A 14,238-nucleotide genomic window follows, 5' to 3' on the forward strand; every position below is an offset into this window, starting at 1 on the left:
GTCACATCATTGGACTCGGATCGCGCGTTGCGCGGGCGATGTCCCAGCTTTAGAGGGCACGGCCGCATGCGGCTGCTTCTGCGGTTCTTGGGCTTTCTGTTCGCCCTGGGCACTATCCTGTTCGTGGTCGGCGGCGCCGTCGCGGGGTACTTCGTCTGGAAGTTCTCGCAGGATCTGCCGGACTACTCGCAGCTGCAGAACTATGAGCCGCCGGTGATGACCCGCGTCCACGCGGGCGATGGCTCGCTGGTCGCGGAATACGCCAAGGAGCGGCGCCTCTATCTGCCGATCCAGAACATTCCCAAGCTCGTGCTCGACGCCTTCATCTCGGCCGAGGACAAGAATTTCTATTCCCATGGCGGCATCGACGTGACCGGCATCGGCCGCGCCGCCTATGCCTTCGTGCAGAATTACGGCTCCGGCCGCCGCCCGCAGGGCGCCTCGACCATCACCCAGCAGGTCGCCAAGAACTTCCTCCTGACCAATGAGGTGTCGTTCGACCGCAAGATCAAGGAAGCGCTGCTGGCGCTACGCATCGAGCGGACCTACTCGAAGGACAAGATCCTCGAGCTGTACCTGAACGAGATCTATCTCGGCATCGGCTCCTACGGCGTCGCCGCCGCCTCGCTGCTCTATTTCGACAAGTCGGTCTCGGAGCTCACCATCGCCGAGGCGGCCTATCTCGCCGCGCTGCCCAAGGGCCCGAACAACTACCACCCGTTCCGCCGCCACGAGGCCGCGGTCGAGCGCCGGAACTGGGTGATCGATCGCATGGCCGAGAACGGCTACATCACCGAGCAGCAGGCGACCGAGGCCAAGGCGACCGACCTCTCCGTCGTCGTGCGCCCGACCGGCGCGCATATCTTCTCCGCCGAGTATTTCGCCGAGGAAGTGCGCCGCGAGATCTTCGAGCGCTATGGCGAGGACAAGCTCTATGGCGGCGGCCTCTCGGTCCGCACCACGCTGAACCCCAAGCTGCAGCAGATCGCCAAGGAGTCGCTGCTCGCCGGCCTCACCCGCTATGACGAACAGCGCGGCTGGCACGGGGTCGTCACCCGTATCGATACGTCCGGCGACTGGGGCGCCCGGCTCGCCGATGTGCGCACCTTCACCGACATTCCCTGGCGCCTCGCTGTGGTGCTCGAATCGGACGCGCAGGGCGCGCGCATCGGCCTCCAGCCGCAGCGCGACCGCTCGGGCGTGCTCACCTCGCAGCGCGATGTCGGGCTGGTCACCGGCGATGGCGCGAAATGGGCGGTGCGCGGCGCCAAGGGCGGCGTCGCCAGCATCCTGAAGCCGGGCGACGTCGTCTATGTCGAGCAGGTGCAGGGCAAGCCCGACCAGTGGCGCCTGCGCCAGCAGCCACGCATCGAGGGCGCGCTCATCGCCATGGACCCGTGGACCGGGCGCGTGCTCGCCATGGTCGGCGGCTTCTCCTTCGACGAGAGCCAGTTCAACCGCGCCACCCAGGCCCAGCGCCAGCCGGGCTCGTCCTTCAAGCCCTTCGTCTACGCGGCCGCCATCGACAATGGCTACACACCGTCGAGCATCGTTCTCGACGCGCCGTTCGAGCTCAACCAGGCCGGGCAGGCGACGTGGCGGCCGGAAAACTACTCCGGCAAGTTCTACGGCCCGCAGACGCTGCGATTCGGCCTCGAGCAGTCGCGCAACGTGATGACCGTGCGCCTGGCCAACGATATCGGCATGCCGGTCATTGTCGACTACGCCAAGCGTTTCGGCATCGTCGATAATCTCCTGCCGGTGCTCTCCATGTCGCTGGGCGCGGGCGAGACCACAACCATGCGCATGGCCGGCGGCTACTCGATTTTCGCTAATGGCGGCAAGCGGGTGAAGCCGACGCTGATCGACCGCATCCAGGACCGTTACGGCAAGACCATCTACAAGCATGACGAGCGCGAATGCCGGGGCTGCGACGCCGCCCAGTGGCAGGACCAGCCCGAGCCGACGCTGATCGACCGGCGCGAGCAGGTGCTCGACCCGATGACCGCCTATCAGATGGTCGGGATGATGGAAGGCGTGGTGCAGCGTGGCACCGGCACGGCGCTGAAGGCGATCGGCAAGCCGGTGGCCGGCAAGAGCGGCACCACCAATGAAGAAAAGGACGCCTGGTTCGTCGGCTTCACCCCGGACATGGTCGTGGCAGTCTATCTCGGCTTCGATACGCCCAAGCCGATGGGCAAGGGATCGACCGGCGGCCTGCTCGCCGCGCCTGTGGTGCGTGATTTCATGCAGGTGGCGCTTGCCGACCGCCCGGCCGTGCCGTTCCGCGTGCCGCCGGGCATGAAGCTGATCCGGATCAACCCGAAGACCGGCCTGCGTGCCGGGCCGGGCGAGAATTCGATCCTCGAAGCGTTCAAGCCGGGCACGGCGCCGCCGGACAGCTACTCGGTCATCGGCGCCACCGATGCCTCCGGCAATCCGATCGGCGTCTCGCCCGAGGCCGACCGCGCGATCGGCGGCAGCGGCACCGGCGGCCTTTACTGAGCCGCCGCGCCGTCCCCCTCAGACGCTGTGCGGGTAGTCCGTGAAGGCGGGCAGGGCCTCGGCCCGCGCCGAGAGCGCGACGATCGCGGGATACGCGCCTTCCGGCAGATGGTCCGGCACGTTGTGGCGGATGAAGGTCCAGGCGACGGCGGCGGTGACGTCCGGCTGCATCGGGCGCTCGCCGAACAGCCAGCCTTCCGTTCCCGCCAGTTCCGCGTCGAGCAGGCGCAAAGCGGCCCCGAGCTGGCCGGCGACGCGATCGAGCCAGGGCTGGTGTAGCTTCTCCGCCGGGCGCAGATTGTGCTCATAAACGATCTGCACCGCCTTCTCGCAGGCGGCGAGGGCGAGGCCGACAATCCGTTGGCCGCGGGCATGCGCCGCGATGTCGCTCGGCTCCAGCGAGTGGGCGGGATCCGCCAGCCGCTCGGCATGGTCGAGGATCAGCGTCGAATCCATCAGCACGATGCCGCTATCCGTCACCAGCGTTGGCGCCTTCACCACCGGGTTGATGGTGGCGAAGTGGTCGAAATGGCGGAACACCGACACCGCCTCATGCGTGAAGGGCAGCTCCATCAGCCGCAGGGATACCGCCGTGCGGCGGACATAAGGCGAATCCAGCATGCCGATGAGGTGCATAGGCGTGTTCCTGAGCGTAGCAAGGTAGGGGCGCCAGCCTAGAGCGCGCCTGCCGCGATGCAAGCATCCCCACGCTGTGATGGCCAAACCGGGCGGAGCCGTTTACAGCCTGCACCAACCTTTCTATTTTCCGCCGCCTTTCACGTCCTTTCGAGAGTGTCCGATCATGCGCGCCGAGCTCGCTGCGAGCGTCGACGAAATCCGCGAAGCCGCCGTCCTGCTGCGGCAGCACATTGATTTCGACCGTTCCAAGGCCCGCCTCGCCGAGCTCAACGCGCTCGCCGAGGATCCGAACCTGTGGAACGACCCCGAGCGCGCGCAGAAGCTGATGCAGGAGCGCGGCACGCTGGAGGACGGACTCAATTCGCTGGAGCGGATCGAGCGGGAGCTCAATGACAATGTCGAGCTGATCGAACTCGGCGAGATGGAGGGCGACGAGGGCATCGTCGCCGAGGCCGCTGCGGCACTCGCCAAACTCAAGGCCGAGGTTGCGCGCCGCCAGCTCGAGGCGCTGCTGTCGGGCGAGGCGGACGCCAATGATAGCTATCTCGAAGTCCATGCCGGCGCCGGCGGCACCGACAGCCAGGATTGGGCGCTGATGCTGCTGCGCATGTACACGCGCTGGGCGGAGCGGCGCGGCTTCAAGGTCGAGCTGATCGAAGAGTCGGCGGGTGAAACCGCGGGCCTGAAATCGGCGACCATTCTGGTCAAGGGCCACAATGCCTATGGCTGGCTGAAGACTGAGAGCGGCGTGCATCGCCTGGTGCGCATCTCGCCCTTCGATTCGAACGCCCGGCGCCAGACCTCGTTCTCCTCCGTCGACGTCTACCCGGTCATCGACGACCGGATCGTCGTCGACATCAAGGAAAGCGACCTGCGCATCGACACGATGCGCTCGGGCGGCGCGGGCGGCCAGCACGTGAACAAGACCGAATCGGCGGTGCGTTTCACCCATATCCCGACCGGCATCGCCGTCGTCGCGCAGGGCGATCGCTCGCAGCACAAGAACCGCGCGACGGCGTGGGAAATGCTCCGCGCCAAGCTCTACGAGATGGAGCTGAAGAAGCGCGAGGCGCAGGCCGCCGCCGATCAGGCCGCCAAGACCGATATCGGCTGGGGCCACCAGATCCGCTCCTATGTGCTCCAGCCCTACCAGCTGGTGAAGGATCTGCGCACCGGCGTCACCTCCGGCACCCCGCAAGAGGTGCTGGACGGCGAGCTCGATCCCTTCATGGAAGCGGCGCTGGCCCAGCGCGCCTATGGCGGTGGCCCGTCGAGCGTCGACGACGTCGACTGACAGGGCTCACCCAAGGCGGCGCGGCTTTCCGCGCGCCCTGGGGCTTCACGCGTGGCGCGTCAGAGCGCCTTGGCGGCCGCCAGAACCTCCTCGGCGTGGCCGGGGACCTTCACCTTCGGCCAGACCTGCGCGATCTTGCCGGCGGCGTCGATCAGCACAGTGGTGCGCTCGACGCCCATATACTTCTTGCCGTACATCGACTTCTCCGCCCACACGCCGTAAGCCTCGAGCATCGCGTGGTCCTCGTCGCCGGCGAGCGGGAAGGTAAGGCCCTCCTTGGCGCGGAATTTGGCGAGCGCCTTGTCGGGATCGGGCGAGACGCCGACCACCAGCGTGTCGACGGCATCGAACTCGGGCTTCAGGCGGTTGAAGTCATGCGCCTCGACCGTGCAGCCGGACGTGCCCGCCTTGGGGTAGAAATACAGCACGAGCTTGCGGCCGCGGCTACCGGCGAGGCTGACGGTCTCGCCCGTGTCGGCCACCAGGTTGAAGTCGGGAGCGGGGGTGCCGGGTGCGAGAGTCGTCATCTGCCTTCCTTTCGTCAGCTTTTGCAGCGATGCCGCCCGTCATCGGATGTCGCGGCGGGTCGACCGTCCAGTGAACTTGTACGGATCCGCGTGGGAAGCGGATCGGACAGCCGACAAGTTACCGACAGGATGTCGCGATAGAGCCGGGGCGCGGGCATTATACCGCGATTGGAGATTCGGGCGGTAGATGGACGAAATCACCACGCGCAGGGAAGCCGCAGGCCGCACGGGGAGCAAACGCCCGCGCCTGCGCCGCATTCCCAAGGTCTGCGCGGTGCCGCCGTCGCGCCGGCGCCACCGTTGGGTGCGCGTCTGCGGCTGGTCGGCGGGGAGCGTCTGTGCGGGCGCCCTGCTCATGGCCGGGCTGGTCTACGCCCTGTTCCTGTTGGGCGTTCTCACCCTCGACATGGCGCGGCCCTATGTGGAGCGTGCGCTGGAGGCGCGCCTTGCGCCCGGACAGAGCGTGCAGATCGGCGCCATCACCGGCGATCGAGCTGTCGATGGAGGGATGGTGCTGCGGGCCAGCAACATCATCGTGCGCGATGCCGCTGGCGAGATCATCGCTACCGCCCCGCAGGCCGAGGTGGAGATGCAGGACACGCTCCTGCCCTGGCTGATGCGCCCGCAGCGGGTCGATCTGCTCGGCGTCACCGTCACCGTGCGCATCGACCAGCAAGGCACCGTCGCCATTTCCACCGAAGGCGCCAAGCCGATCGAGGCGCCGTCGGTCGCCATGCCGGCGGCTCCCGCTTCCAGCCCCGCAGGTGAGCCGGCTCCCGCCATTGACGCGACGGCTGTCGTCAGCACCGGTCCGCTGCCGCTACGCCTTCCGGTGCTCGCCACGCTGGCACGCGGGTTCGACCGTGGCGGCCTCGATGGCGGCTCGCTGGATGAGATTGGCCTGAAAGACGGCACGCTCATCGTCCGCAGCGAGGCGAGCGGCCGGCAATGGACCTTTGACGACATTGATCTCAGCGTATCGCGGGCCGAGGCCGGGGGGATGGCCTTCGACATGAAGTCGGGCGGCACGGATGGGCCCTGGTCCGCCCGTGCCTTCATGGGCACGCTGGCGAATGGCAAGCGCACCGTCTCGCTGTCGGTCCGCGATCTCGCGCCGCGCGACCTGCTGATCGCGGCCGGTAAGGCGGCGGACGGCATTCATGCCACCTCGCCGCTGTCGGTGGATTTCTCCGCCGATATCGACACGGCCGGCACGGTGCTCGGCGCGCGCGGCAAGCTGCTCGCCGGCGCCGGCGAACTCCAGCTTGGCGCGGATGCCGCCGGGCGCATGGTAATCGACGAGGCGGCGCTGGCCTTCCATCTGGATGGCGCGCAGAAGCAGATCGTGCTGGACGACCTCACCGCGCAGGCCGGGCCGTTCGGCATGAGCCTTGCGGCGAGCATCACGCCGCCCGAGACCAGCGACGGCATCTGGCGCGCGCAGATCAGCCAGGCCAAGGCCAGCTTCGCCGGTGGCGGTGCCGGCGGCGAGAAGGAGCCGCCCTTCATCCTCGACAATGTGCAACTCGCCCTGTCCTTCGACGTGGCGAAGAAGCTGGTCGCCATCGACAAGGGTGTGCTGCGCGGACCCAAGGGCGGGATCGATCTTGGCGGCAGCCTCGATCTCGGCGGCGCCGAACCGGCGCTGGGCCTCAATATGGTGGCGACGCCGATGTCCGCCTTGTCGTTGAAGCGGCTATGGCCGGTGGTCGCCGCGCCGGATGTGCGCAAATGGGTGTATGAGAACCTCGTGTCCGGCGACGTACTGTCCGCCTCGATCTCCTTCCTCGCCCCGCTCTCGTCCATCGGCAACAAGGACAACCCGCTCCCCGACAATGGCATGAGCATCGCCATCACGGGCAACAACGCCGTGTTCAAGGCGGTGCCCAACATGCCGCTGGTGCGTGGGGCGGACATCACGGTCCACGCTTCCGGGCAAGCCGCGCAGGTGACGGCGACCAACGCCTATATGGAGAGCCCCACCGGCCGCCGCGTGACCATCGCCCAGGGCGTGTTCGACGTGCCCAAAACGGTGATGGAGAAGCCGGCCGCCAAGGTGCAGTTCTCGCTCGACGGCCCGGCCGCCGCCGCGGTGGAACTGGCGAACCTCTCGCCGCTCTACGTCCCGGCCGAGGAGAGGCTCGATCCGGCCACCATCCAGGGCACGATCTCCAGCACGGTGCAGGTGAATGTCCGCCTGTCCGAGAAGATCACGCCGGCCGATGTCGACTATGCCTTCGACGCGACGCTGACCGATTTCGGCGCCGAGAAGGTCGTCATGGACCAGAAGCTCGAGGGCGGAACCGTCAAGGTGTTCGTCACGCCGGCGCAGACGGTGCTGCGCGGCGATGGCAAGATCGGCGGGGCGCCCACGAGCTTTGAGTATTCCCGCCCCAGTCAGGGCGACGCGACCTTCAGCCTCGCGGCCAATCTCGACGATGCCTCGCGCAAGCGGCTGGACCTCGATCTCGGCGGCCTGTCGGGCACGGTGGGGGTGAAGCTGTCCGGCACCATCGGCGCCAAGAGCAAGTCGGTGGATGTCGATCTCGATCTCACCGGCGCGCGCCTCGCCGAACTGGTGCCCGGCTGGTCGAAGCCCGCTGGTAAGGCGGCGCGGCTCACCGCCAAGGCGACGCTGACCGCGCGCGGCACCCGGCTCGACGACCTCGTGGTGACCGGCCAGGGCGTCAGTATTCGCGGCACGGTAGAGCTTGATTCCAAGGCGGCCTTCATCAGCGCCAACCTGCCGACCTTCCAGCTCTCCGATGGCGACAAGGCCAGCGTGAAGGCCGAAAGCGCGGACGGGGCGATGAAGATCACCGTGCGCGGCGAGGTGATCGAGGCCCGCGCCTTCCTCAAGAGCCTGATGGAGGCGCCGGTCGCCGGCCGCCAGAATGAGAAGCCGGCCGATGTCGATCTCGACGTCAATCTCGGTGTCGTCGTTGGCAATAATGGCGAGACCATGCGGCAGGCTGTGCTCAAGCTCTCGCGGCGCAATGGCGACCTGCGCGCCTTCTCGCTCGGGGGGCTCGTCGGCCGCGAAGGCGGCGTGAATGGCGAACTCGTGGCGCGCGACCGTGGCCGCCCGCTACTACGCGTCACCACCAATGACGCCGGCGCGTTGCTGCGCTTCATCAATCTTTACCCGCGCATCTATGGCGGCGATTTGTGGATCGAGGTCGACGCGCCGCGCGGCGACGGCGCCGCCCAAGCGGGCGTCATCAATATGCGCGACTTCATCATTCGCGGTGAATCCGGCCTCGACCGGCTGATCGCCGCTGCCCCCGCCGCGCAGCGCGACGGCAAGCTGACGCCCGGCGGCGCCATCGTGTTCCGCAAGCTGCAGGTCGATTTCGTGCGCACGGCCGAGGTGCTCGACATCAAGGATGGCGCGATCTGGGGGCCGTCCATCGGCTCGACCTTCGACGGCAACATGGACTTCGCGGCCGACCGTATGGCCATCCGGGGCACCTATGTGCCGGCCTATGGGCTGAACAATCTGTTCAGCCGCGTGCCGGTGCTCGGCTTCTTCCTCGGTGGCGGCCCGAATGAGGGGCTGGTCGGCGTCACCTATGAGATTGTCGGTCCGCTCTCCGGCCCGACGCTGCGGCTCAATCCGATTTCCGCCGTCGCGCCCGGCTTCCTGCGCAAGATCTTCGAGTACCGCCAGGCGCCGGACCCGACCCCGCCGGCGGTGATTCCGTCGCGGTAGCTCGTTCCGGCAGCCCTGATCGTGACGCGTCATCCCGGCCGTAGCGAAGCGGAGAGCCGGGATCGCTGTTGAAGGGGACACGATCCCGGATCGGCCTTGCGGCCGTCCGGGATGACGCCACCTCGCCTCAGACCGGCTTCAGCAGGACGTGCTTCTTCTTGCCGAAGGACAGCTTGATGACGCCTTCGGGCGAGAGGTCGCGTGCGGTCAGCACCGCCTTGTCGTCGGTGACGGTCGCGTCGTTCACCTTCAGCCCGCCGCCCTTCACCTGCCGGCGCGCCTCGCCATTGGAGGCGACGAGACCAGCCTTTTCCGCGAAGGCGGCGAGCACGCCGATGCCCGCTTCCAGCTCGGCGGCCGGCACTTCGACCGTCGGCAGGTCTTCGGAAATGGCGCCTTCCTCGAAGGTCTTGCGCGCCGTCTCGGCCGCCGCATCCGCCGCCGCGCGACCGTGCAGCATGGCCGTCACCTCGGTGGCGAGGATCTTCTTGACCTCGTTGATCTCCGAGCCGCCCACGGCCGAGAGCCGGGCGATCTCGGCCATCGGCAGGGTGGTGTAGAGCTTGAGGAAGCGCGAGACGTCCGCATCCTCGGTGTTGCGCCAGTACTGCCAGAACTCATAGGGGCCGAGCATGTCGGCGTTCAGCCACACCGCTCCGTTCACCGACTTGCCCATCTTGGAGCCAGAGGCGGTGGTGAGCAGCGGCGAGGTCAGCGCGTAGAGCTGCTTGGTGCCCATGCGGTGGCCGAGGTCGATGCCGTTGACGATGTTGCCCCATTGGTCGGAGCCGCCCATCTGCAGCCGGCAGTCGTAACGCTGGGCCAGCTCGACGAAGTCATAGGCCTGCAGGATCATGTAGTTGAATTCGAGGAAGGAGAGCGATTGCTCGCGCTCCAGCCGCGTCTTCACGCTGTCGAAGGACAGCATGCGGTTGACCGAGAAATGCCGGCCGACATCACGCAGGAATTCGAGGTAGTTCAGCCCGCGCAGCCATTCGGCGTTGTTGACCATCAGCGCGCCGGTCGGGCCCTCGCCATAGGTGAGGTAGTTGGAGAAGACGCGCTTGATCGAGGCGATGTTGTCCTCGATCGTGTCCACCGTCATGAGCTTGCGGGCCTCCTCCTTGAAGGAGGGGTCGCCCACCATGCCGGTGCCGCCGCCCATCAGCGAGAGCGGGCGATGGCCGGTCGCCTGCATCCAGTGCAGCATCATGATCTGGATGAGGCCGCCCGCATGCAGGCTTGGCGCCGTCGGGTCGAAGCCGATATAGGCGGTGACGGTTTCCGTCGCGAAGAGAGCGTCGAGCCCCGCCTCATCCGATATCTGGTGGATGAAGCCGCGCTCATCGAGGGTGCGGAGGAAATCGGATCGGAACTTGCTCATCTTCGGCCTGCCGGCATCAACGCGATCTTAGGAACGGGCGGGTGATTTAACAGCTTCGCGCAGCGAAAGCACCCCGAGGGAAGCATATGGATCGGCCGTTGAAAGCGATCGGGCTGATGAGCGGCACCTCGCTCGACGGGATCGACGTGGCGCTGATCGAAACCGACGGCGAGAACGTCGACTTGCTCGGGCCGGGGCGAACCTACCCTTACGAGCCGGAGATTCGCGACCTGCTGTTCCGCGCGCTCGCGGATGCGCGGGAGATGACGGACCGCGATTCCCGGCCGGGTATTCTCGCGCGGGCCGAGCGGCTGTCGACCGAGCGCCACAAGGAGGCGCTCGCCAGCTTCTTCAAGGAATTCCCCGCCTACCGGGATGTCGACGTCATCGGCTATCACGGCCAGACGGTGCTGCATCGGCCGGAGAACCGGCTAACGGTGCAGCTCGGTGACGGTCCCGCGCTGGCGCGGGCGGTGCAGACGATGACGACCGGCGCGGGAGCGACGCTGGTCTATGACCTGCGCGCCGCCGATGTCGCGGCGGGCGGGCAGGGGGCCCCGCTGGTGCCGGTCTATCACCGGGCGCTCGCGCGCGGGCTCGGGCCGCCCAAGCCCTTGCTGGTGCTCAATCTCGGCGGGGTGGCCAACGTCACCTTTATCGAGGGCATGCGCGATCCGATCGCCTGCGACACCGGCCCGGCCAATGCGCTGATCGACGATTTCATCAAGGCCCGCACCGACCTGCCCTTCGATGAGGACGGCGTCATCGCCGGCTGGGGACGTGTGGACGAGGAAGCGGTGGCGCGCTTAATGGCGCACCCGTTCTTTCACCGGCCGCCGCCGAAGTCGCTGGACCGCAATGATTTCCGTGCCTGGGTCAATGAGCATGGCGGTCTCGACGCGATGAGCACGGCAGATGGGGCGGCGACGCTCACCGCGCTGAGCGCCGAAGCCTGCCGCGCGGTGCTGCCGTTCCTGCCGGCACGACCCACTCGCCTCATCGTTGCCGGCGGCGGGGCACATAATCCCACGCTTCTGGCCATGCTCAGATCCAGGCTGGCGATGGAGGTGGTGAGCGCGGAGACCGTCGGCTGGTCGGTCGACGCGCTGGAGGCGCAGGCTTTCGCCTTTCTGGCGGTGCGGGCGCTGAAGGGCCTGCCGCTGAGTTTCCCCACGACGACCGGTGTGCCGCAGGCGTTGACCGGCGGGGTGGTGCTGGCGCCCCCGGTACAGCAAAACTGAATCTCTTATTCAGAAAATCTGAATACGACACCGAATTGTCGCAGTATTCCTTAAACGCAATGGTGCGATGCGCAAACGTATGATGCGGCGCACAATATTTTGCGTATCTTGAGGGCTCCCGGAAGTCCGGCTCGCCAGGCAGGCAGCTTCTGATCAAAACGCCTGGACAGAAACTTGGAGCAATCGAGATGCGCAGTCTTTCGCGTGATATCCTCCCCCTGGCCGTCGCCGCGGGCCTCGTCGCGGTCGCCGTCATCGCCCCTGTCCGCGCCGCCGAAAAGGGTGGTCTGCGTCCGGCTACCGCCCAGACGATCAATATCGGCTATGTGCGCGGCGTCGCCTATTACACGCCGCAGTCCGACGGCTACCATGTCGTGGCGACGCTGAGCGTGGGCGGCGGTGCGCCGATCCGTGTCGGTGCCACCCTTCAGCCGGAGCAGGCCGTCAGCTTCTCCGTTCCCGGTGCGGAAGGCGCGACCGCCAGCCTCGTCGAGATCGCCCGTCGTGGTGACGAACTGGTCGTGAGCAACCCGTCGCGGCTCGTGCTGAACTGATCGGCTGGCCGGCACTGCCGGCCGCCTTCCTGAACCTGCCCAATAAAAAAGCCCGGCCGTGAGCCGGGCTTTTGCGTTTTAGGTGCGCGCTCAGGCGGCGCTGGTCTTCTTCGCCGTGTCGGGCAGGCGCTTGTCGAGATAGGTGCCGACAACCTCCATGAGGTCTTCGGTCTTGCCATCGAAGAAGTGGTTGGCGTCCGCCACCGTCTGCTGCTCGATGACGATGCCCTTCTGCGTCTTCAGCTTCTCGACGAGGCCGGTCACCGCCGAGAACGGCACCACGGCATCCTTGTCGCCATGGACGAACAAGCCCGAGGACGGGCAGGGCGCCAGGAACGAGAAGTCATAGAGGTTCGCCGGGGCGGCGATGGAGATGAAGCCCTCGACCTCCGGGCGGCGCATCAGCAACTGCATGCCGATCCAGGCGCCGAAGGAAAAGCCGGCGATCCAGCACGCCCGCGCGTCCGGGTTGATCGACTGCGCCCAGTCGAGCGCGGCGGCCGCATCGGCGAGCTCGCCCTGGCCGTGGTCGAACGAGCCCTGGCTGCGCCCGACGCCGCGGAAATTGAAGCGCAGCGTGGAGAAGCCCCGGTTCACGAACTGGTAATAGAGGTTGTAGACGACCGGGTTGTTCATCGTGCCCCCGAACTGCGGGTGCGGGTGCAGGATGATGGCGATCGGCGCGTGACGTGTCTTGGCCGGCTGGTAACGGCCTTCCAGCCGCCCCTTCTCGCCGGTGAAGATGACCTCGGGCATGAAGCTCGTAACCTTGGGATGCGGTACCGGGAAGAGTGACGTCCATGGGAGGAAGGCGTCCGTTGGGGTGCCCGCCGTCCTTCTGGACCGCAATCTACCGCCGGCGCCTTGACGACACGGGGTGCAAACCCTAACTTTATTAGAATAATTCTAATATTCTACGTCGGGTTGCAGCGGCGACGCCTACAATCTTAGCGTCCGGGCATCCCTTCGAAGATGACGGGTGTCAACCTATGAAGGACGCGGCCTTAATTTGCAAGCACTTCGCGCAAAAGGGCGGGCGGATTGGGCGTTGCCAACCTATATAGTGACGGAGACGCAGACGTCGAGCCCACGGACATCATGACCGAACGCACTTATCTCGATCACAACGCCACCTCGCCGGTGCGCCCCGAAGCCCGGGCCGCGCTGCTGGACGCGCTCGACGCGACCGGCAATGGCTCGTCCGTGCACAGCGAGGGGCGCGCCTCGCGTGCCGTGCTGGAGACGGCGAGGCTGCGTGTAGCAGGGCTGGTCGGCGCGGATCCGCGTGGCGTCGTGTTCACGGCGGGCGGTACCGAGGCCGACACGCTGGCGCTGACGCCGCATTTTCAGCGCGGTGAGGCGCCGTTGACCTGCGACGTGCTGCTGACCACCGCGGTGGAACATGCCGCCGTGCTGCGCGGCCATCGTTTTGCGCCGGATAATGTGGAAATTCTTCCCGTCGACAATCGCGGCCGGCTGCGGCTGGAGACGCTGGATGCGGCGCTGGAGCGCCATCAGGCCGAGGGGCGGCGCGTGCTGGCCTCGGTCATGCTCGCCAATAACGAGACCGGCGTGATCCAGCCGGTGGCCGAGGTGTCCCGCCGTGTCCATGCCGTGGGCGGGCTGGTGCATACCGATGCGGTGCAGGCGGCGGGGCGCATCCCCGTCTCGCTGCCGGCGCTGGGTGCCGACCTCATTTCGATCTCCGCTCACAAGCTCGGCGGCGCGCCGGGGGGCGGCGCGCTCATCATGGCCGACCCGGATCTGCGCCCCGCCCCGGTCTTCGGTGGGGGTGGGCAGGAACGCGGACGGCGGGCGGGCAGTGAGAACATTCCCGCCATCGCAGCCTTCGGCGCGGCGGCGGAAAGCGCGGCGGCGGCTGTGGAGAGCGAACAAAGGCGCATCCACGCCTTGCGCGAAAGGCTTGAAGACGCTCTAAGGAGCGTGTTTCCCGAGCTCGTTCTGCTCGTGGGCGATGTTGATCGCCTGCCCAACACTTCGAGCCTGTCGGTTCCGGGCGTGCCCGCCGAGACCATCGTGATCGCGCTCGATCTCGCGGGGCTGGCGGTCAGCGCGGGAGCGGCGTGCTCGTCGGGCAAGGTGGCGACGTCCCATGTGCTGACGGCCATGGGCGTGCCCGAGCGGATCGCGCGGTCTGCCTTCCGGCTGTCCTTCGGCTGGTCGAGCGGGGATGAGGATGTCGACCGGGCGCTCGGCGTGTTCCGCCGGGTGTTGCCGGGTCTTTTGCGTCGCCGCGCCGCGGCGTGAGGTGATGTGGCGCCACGTCCGCGTGGCGTGATCGTGCGTACAGGTGCTGCAGCACGGTGCCTGCTTGAAGTGTTGGCCTGACCCGCGGGCCTTGAACCCGCGCGGGAGAGGAGA

General features: G+C 67.2%; 10 protein-coding genes. 6 read left to right on the forward strand and 4 right to left on the reverse strand.

All coding sequences use genetic code 11. The features are described 5' to 3' along the window. The first annotated feature begins 66 nt into the window (after positions 1-66). Positions 67-2,505 (forward strand): penicillin-binding protein 1A, encoded by a 2,439-nt coding sequence (locus AncyloWKF20_RS02830; protein WP_279316445.1) that lies wholly within the window; start codon positions 67-69, stop codon positions 2,503-2,505. 18 nt (positions 2,506-2,523) lie between these two features. On the opposite strand, the gene AncyloWKF20_RS02835 is transcribed toward AncyloWKF20_RS02830, so the two are convergent. Beyond that, positions 2,524-3,141: a glutathione S-transferase gene (locus tag AncyloWKF20_RS02835; RefSeq protein ID WP_279316446.1), complete on the reverse strand. Its 618-nt coding sequence runs from the start codon at positions 3,139-3,141 to the stop codon at positions 2,524-2,526. Between the two features lie 166 nt (positions 3,142-3,307). Here AncyloWKF20_RS02835 and prfB point away from each other — a divergent pair, with 166 nt between their 5' ends. Beyond that, complete coding sequence (prfB, locus tag AncyloWKF20_RS02840; RefSeq protein ID WP_279316447.1) at positions 3,308-4,438, forward strand: peptide chain release factor 2; 1,131 nt, start codon at positions 3,308-3,310, stop codon at positions 4,436-4,438. A gap of 59 nt (positions 4,439-4,497) precedes the next feature. Here prfB and bcp read toward each other — a convergent pair whose 3' ends face one another. Then, complete coding sequence (gene bcp, locus AncyloWKF20_RS02845; protein ID WP_279316448.1) at positions 4,498-4,965, reverse strand: thioredoxin-dependent thiol peroxidase; 468 nt, start codon at positions 4,963-4,965, stop codon at positions 4,498-4,500. Between the two features lie 187 nt (positions 4,966-5,152). On the opposite strand from bcp, the gene AncyloWKF20_RS02850 reads away from it, so the two are divergent. Beyond that, the gene (locus AncyloWKF20_RS02850; RefSeq protein ID WP_279316449.1) at positions 5,153-8,677 is read left to right on the forward strand and encodes a DUF3971 domain-containing protein; all 3,525 of its coding nucleotides are present in this window, start codon (positions 5,153-5,155) and stop codon (positions 8,675-8,677) included. 127 nt (positions 8,678-8,804) lie between these two features. Here the strand turns inward: AncyloWKF20_RS02850 and tyrS are convergent, their stop codons facing one another. Further along, positions 8,805-10,061 (reverse strand): tyrosine--tRNA ligase, encoded by a 1,257-nt coding sequence (tyrS, locus tag AncyloWKF20_RS02855; protein ID WP_279316450.1) that lies wholly within the window; start codon positions 10,059-10,061, stop codon positions 8,805-8,807. 86 nt (positions 10,062-10,147) lie between these two features. Between tyrS and AncyloWKF20_RS02860 the strand changes: the two genes are divergently transcribed. Further along, positions 10,148-11,302: an anhydro-N-acetylmuramic acid kinase gene (locus AncyloWKF20_RS02860; protein ID WP_279316451.1), complete on the forward strand. Its 1,155-nt coding sequence runs from the start codon at positions 10,148-10,150 to the stop codon at positions 11,300-11,302. A 188-nt stretch (positions 11,303-11,490) separates the two neighbouring features. Continuing rightward, positions 11,491-11,856, forward strand: a complete 366-nt coding sequence (locus AncyloWKF20_RS02865; RefSeq protein ID WP_279316452.1) for a hypothetical protein — start codon at positions 11,491-11,493, stop codon at positions 11,854-11,856. A 90-nt stretch (positions 11,857-11,946) separates the two neighbouring features. On the opposite strand, the gene AncyloWKF20_RS02870 is transcribed toward AncyloWKF20_RS02865, so the two are convergent. Then, positions 11,947-12,612: an alpha/beta hydrolase gene (locus tag AncyloWKF20_RS02870; RefSeq protein ID WP_267582929.1), complete on the reverse strand. Its 666-nt coding sequence runs from the start codon at positions 12,610-12,612 to the stop codon at positions 11,947-11,949. Positions 12,613-12,954: 342 nt separating this feature from the next. Between AncyloWKF20_RS02870 and AncyloWKF20_RS02875 the strand changes: the two genes are divergently transcribed. Continuing rightward, positions 12,955-14,124 (forward strand): cysteine desulfurase family protein, encoded by a 1,170-nt coding sequence (locus AncyloWKF20_RS02875; RefSeq protein WP_279316453.1) that lies wholly within the window; start codon positions 12,955-12,957, stop codon positions 14,122-14,124. The last annotated feature ends 114 nt before the right edge of the window (positions 14,125-14,238 follow it).

This window comes from Ancylobacter sp. WKF20, assembly GCF_029760895.1.
In the GTDB taxonomy this organism is placed as follows: domain Bacteria; phylum Pseudomonadota; class Alphaproteobacteria; order Rhizobiales; family Xanthobacteraceae; genus Ancylobacter.

Bases quoted from the DNA above. Each gene is read 5' to 3' on its own strand.
- AncyloWKF20_RS02850 (WP_279316449.1), top strand. From the start codon at position 5,153: ATGGACGAAATCACCACGCGCAGGGAAGCCGCAGGCCGCACGGGGAGC.
- AncyloWKF20_RS02830 (WP_279316445.1), top strand. From the start codon at position 67: ATGCGGCTGCTTCTGCGGTTCTTGGGCTTTCTGTTCGCCCTGGGCACT.
- AncyloWKF20_RS02835 (WP_279316446.1), bottom strand. From the start codon at position 3,141: ATGCACCTCATCGGCATGCTGGATTCGCCTTATGTCCGCCGCACGGCG.
- bcp (WP_279316448.1), bottom strand. From the start codon at position 4,965: ATGACGACTCTCGCACCCGGCACCCCCGCTCCCGACTTCAACCTGGTG.
- AncyloWKF20_RS02860 (WP_279316451.1), top strand. From the start codon at position 10,148: ATGGATCGGCCGTTGAAAGCGATCGGGCTGATGAGCGGCACCTCGCTC.
- AncyloWKF20_RS02870 (WP_267582929.1), bottom strand. From the start codon at position 12,612: ATGCCCGAGGTCATCTTCACCGGCGAGAAGGGGCGGCTGGAAGGCCGT.
- prfB (WP_279316447.1), top strand. From the start codon at position 3,308: ATGCGCGCCGAGCTCGCTGCGAGCGTCGACGAAATCCGCGAAGCCGCC.
- AncyloWKF20_RS02865 (WP_279316452.1), top strand. From the start codon at position 11,491: ATGCGCAGTCTTTCGCGTGATATCCTCCCCCTGGCCGTCGCCGCGGGC.
- AncyloWKF20_RS02875 (WP_279316453.1), top strand. From the start codon at position 12,955: ATGACCGAACGCACTTATCTCGATCACAACGCCACCTCGCCGGTGCGC.
- tyrS (WP_279316450.1), bottom strand. From the start codon at position 10,061: ATGAGCAAGTTCCGATCCGATTTCCTCCGCACCCTCGATGAGCGCGGC.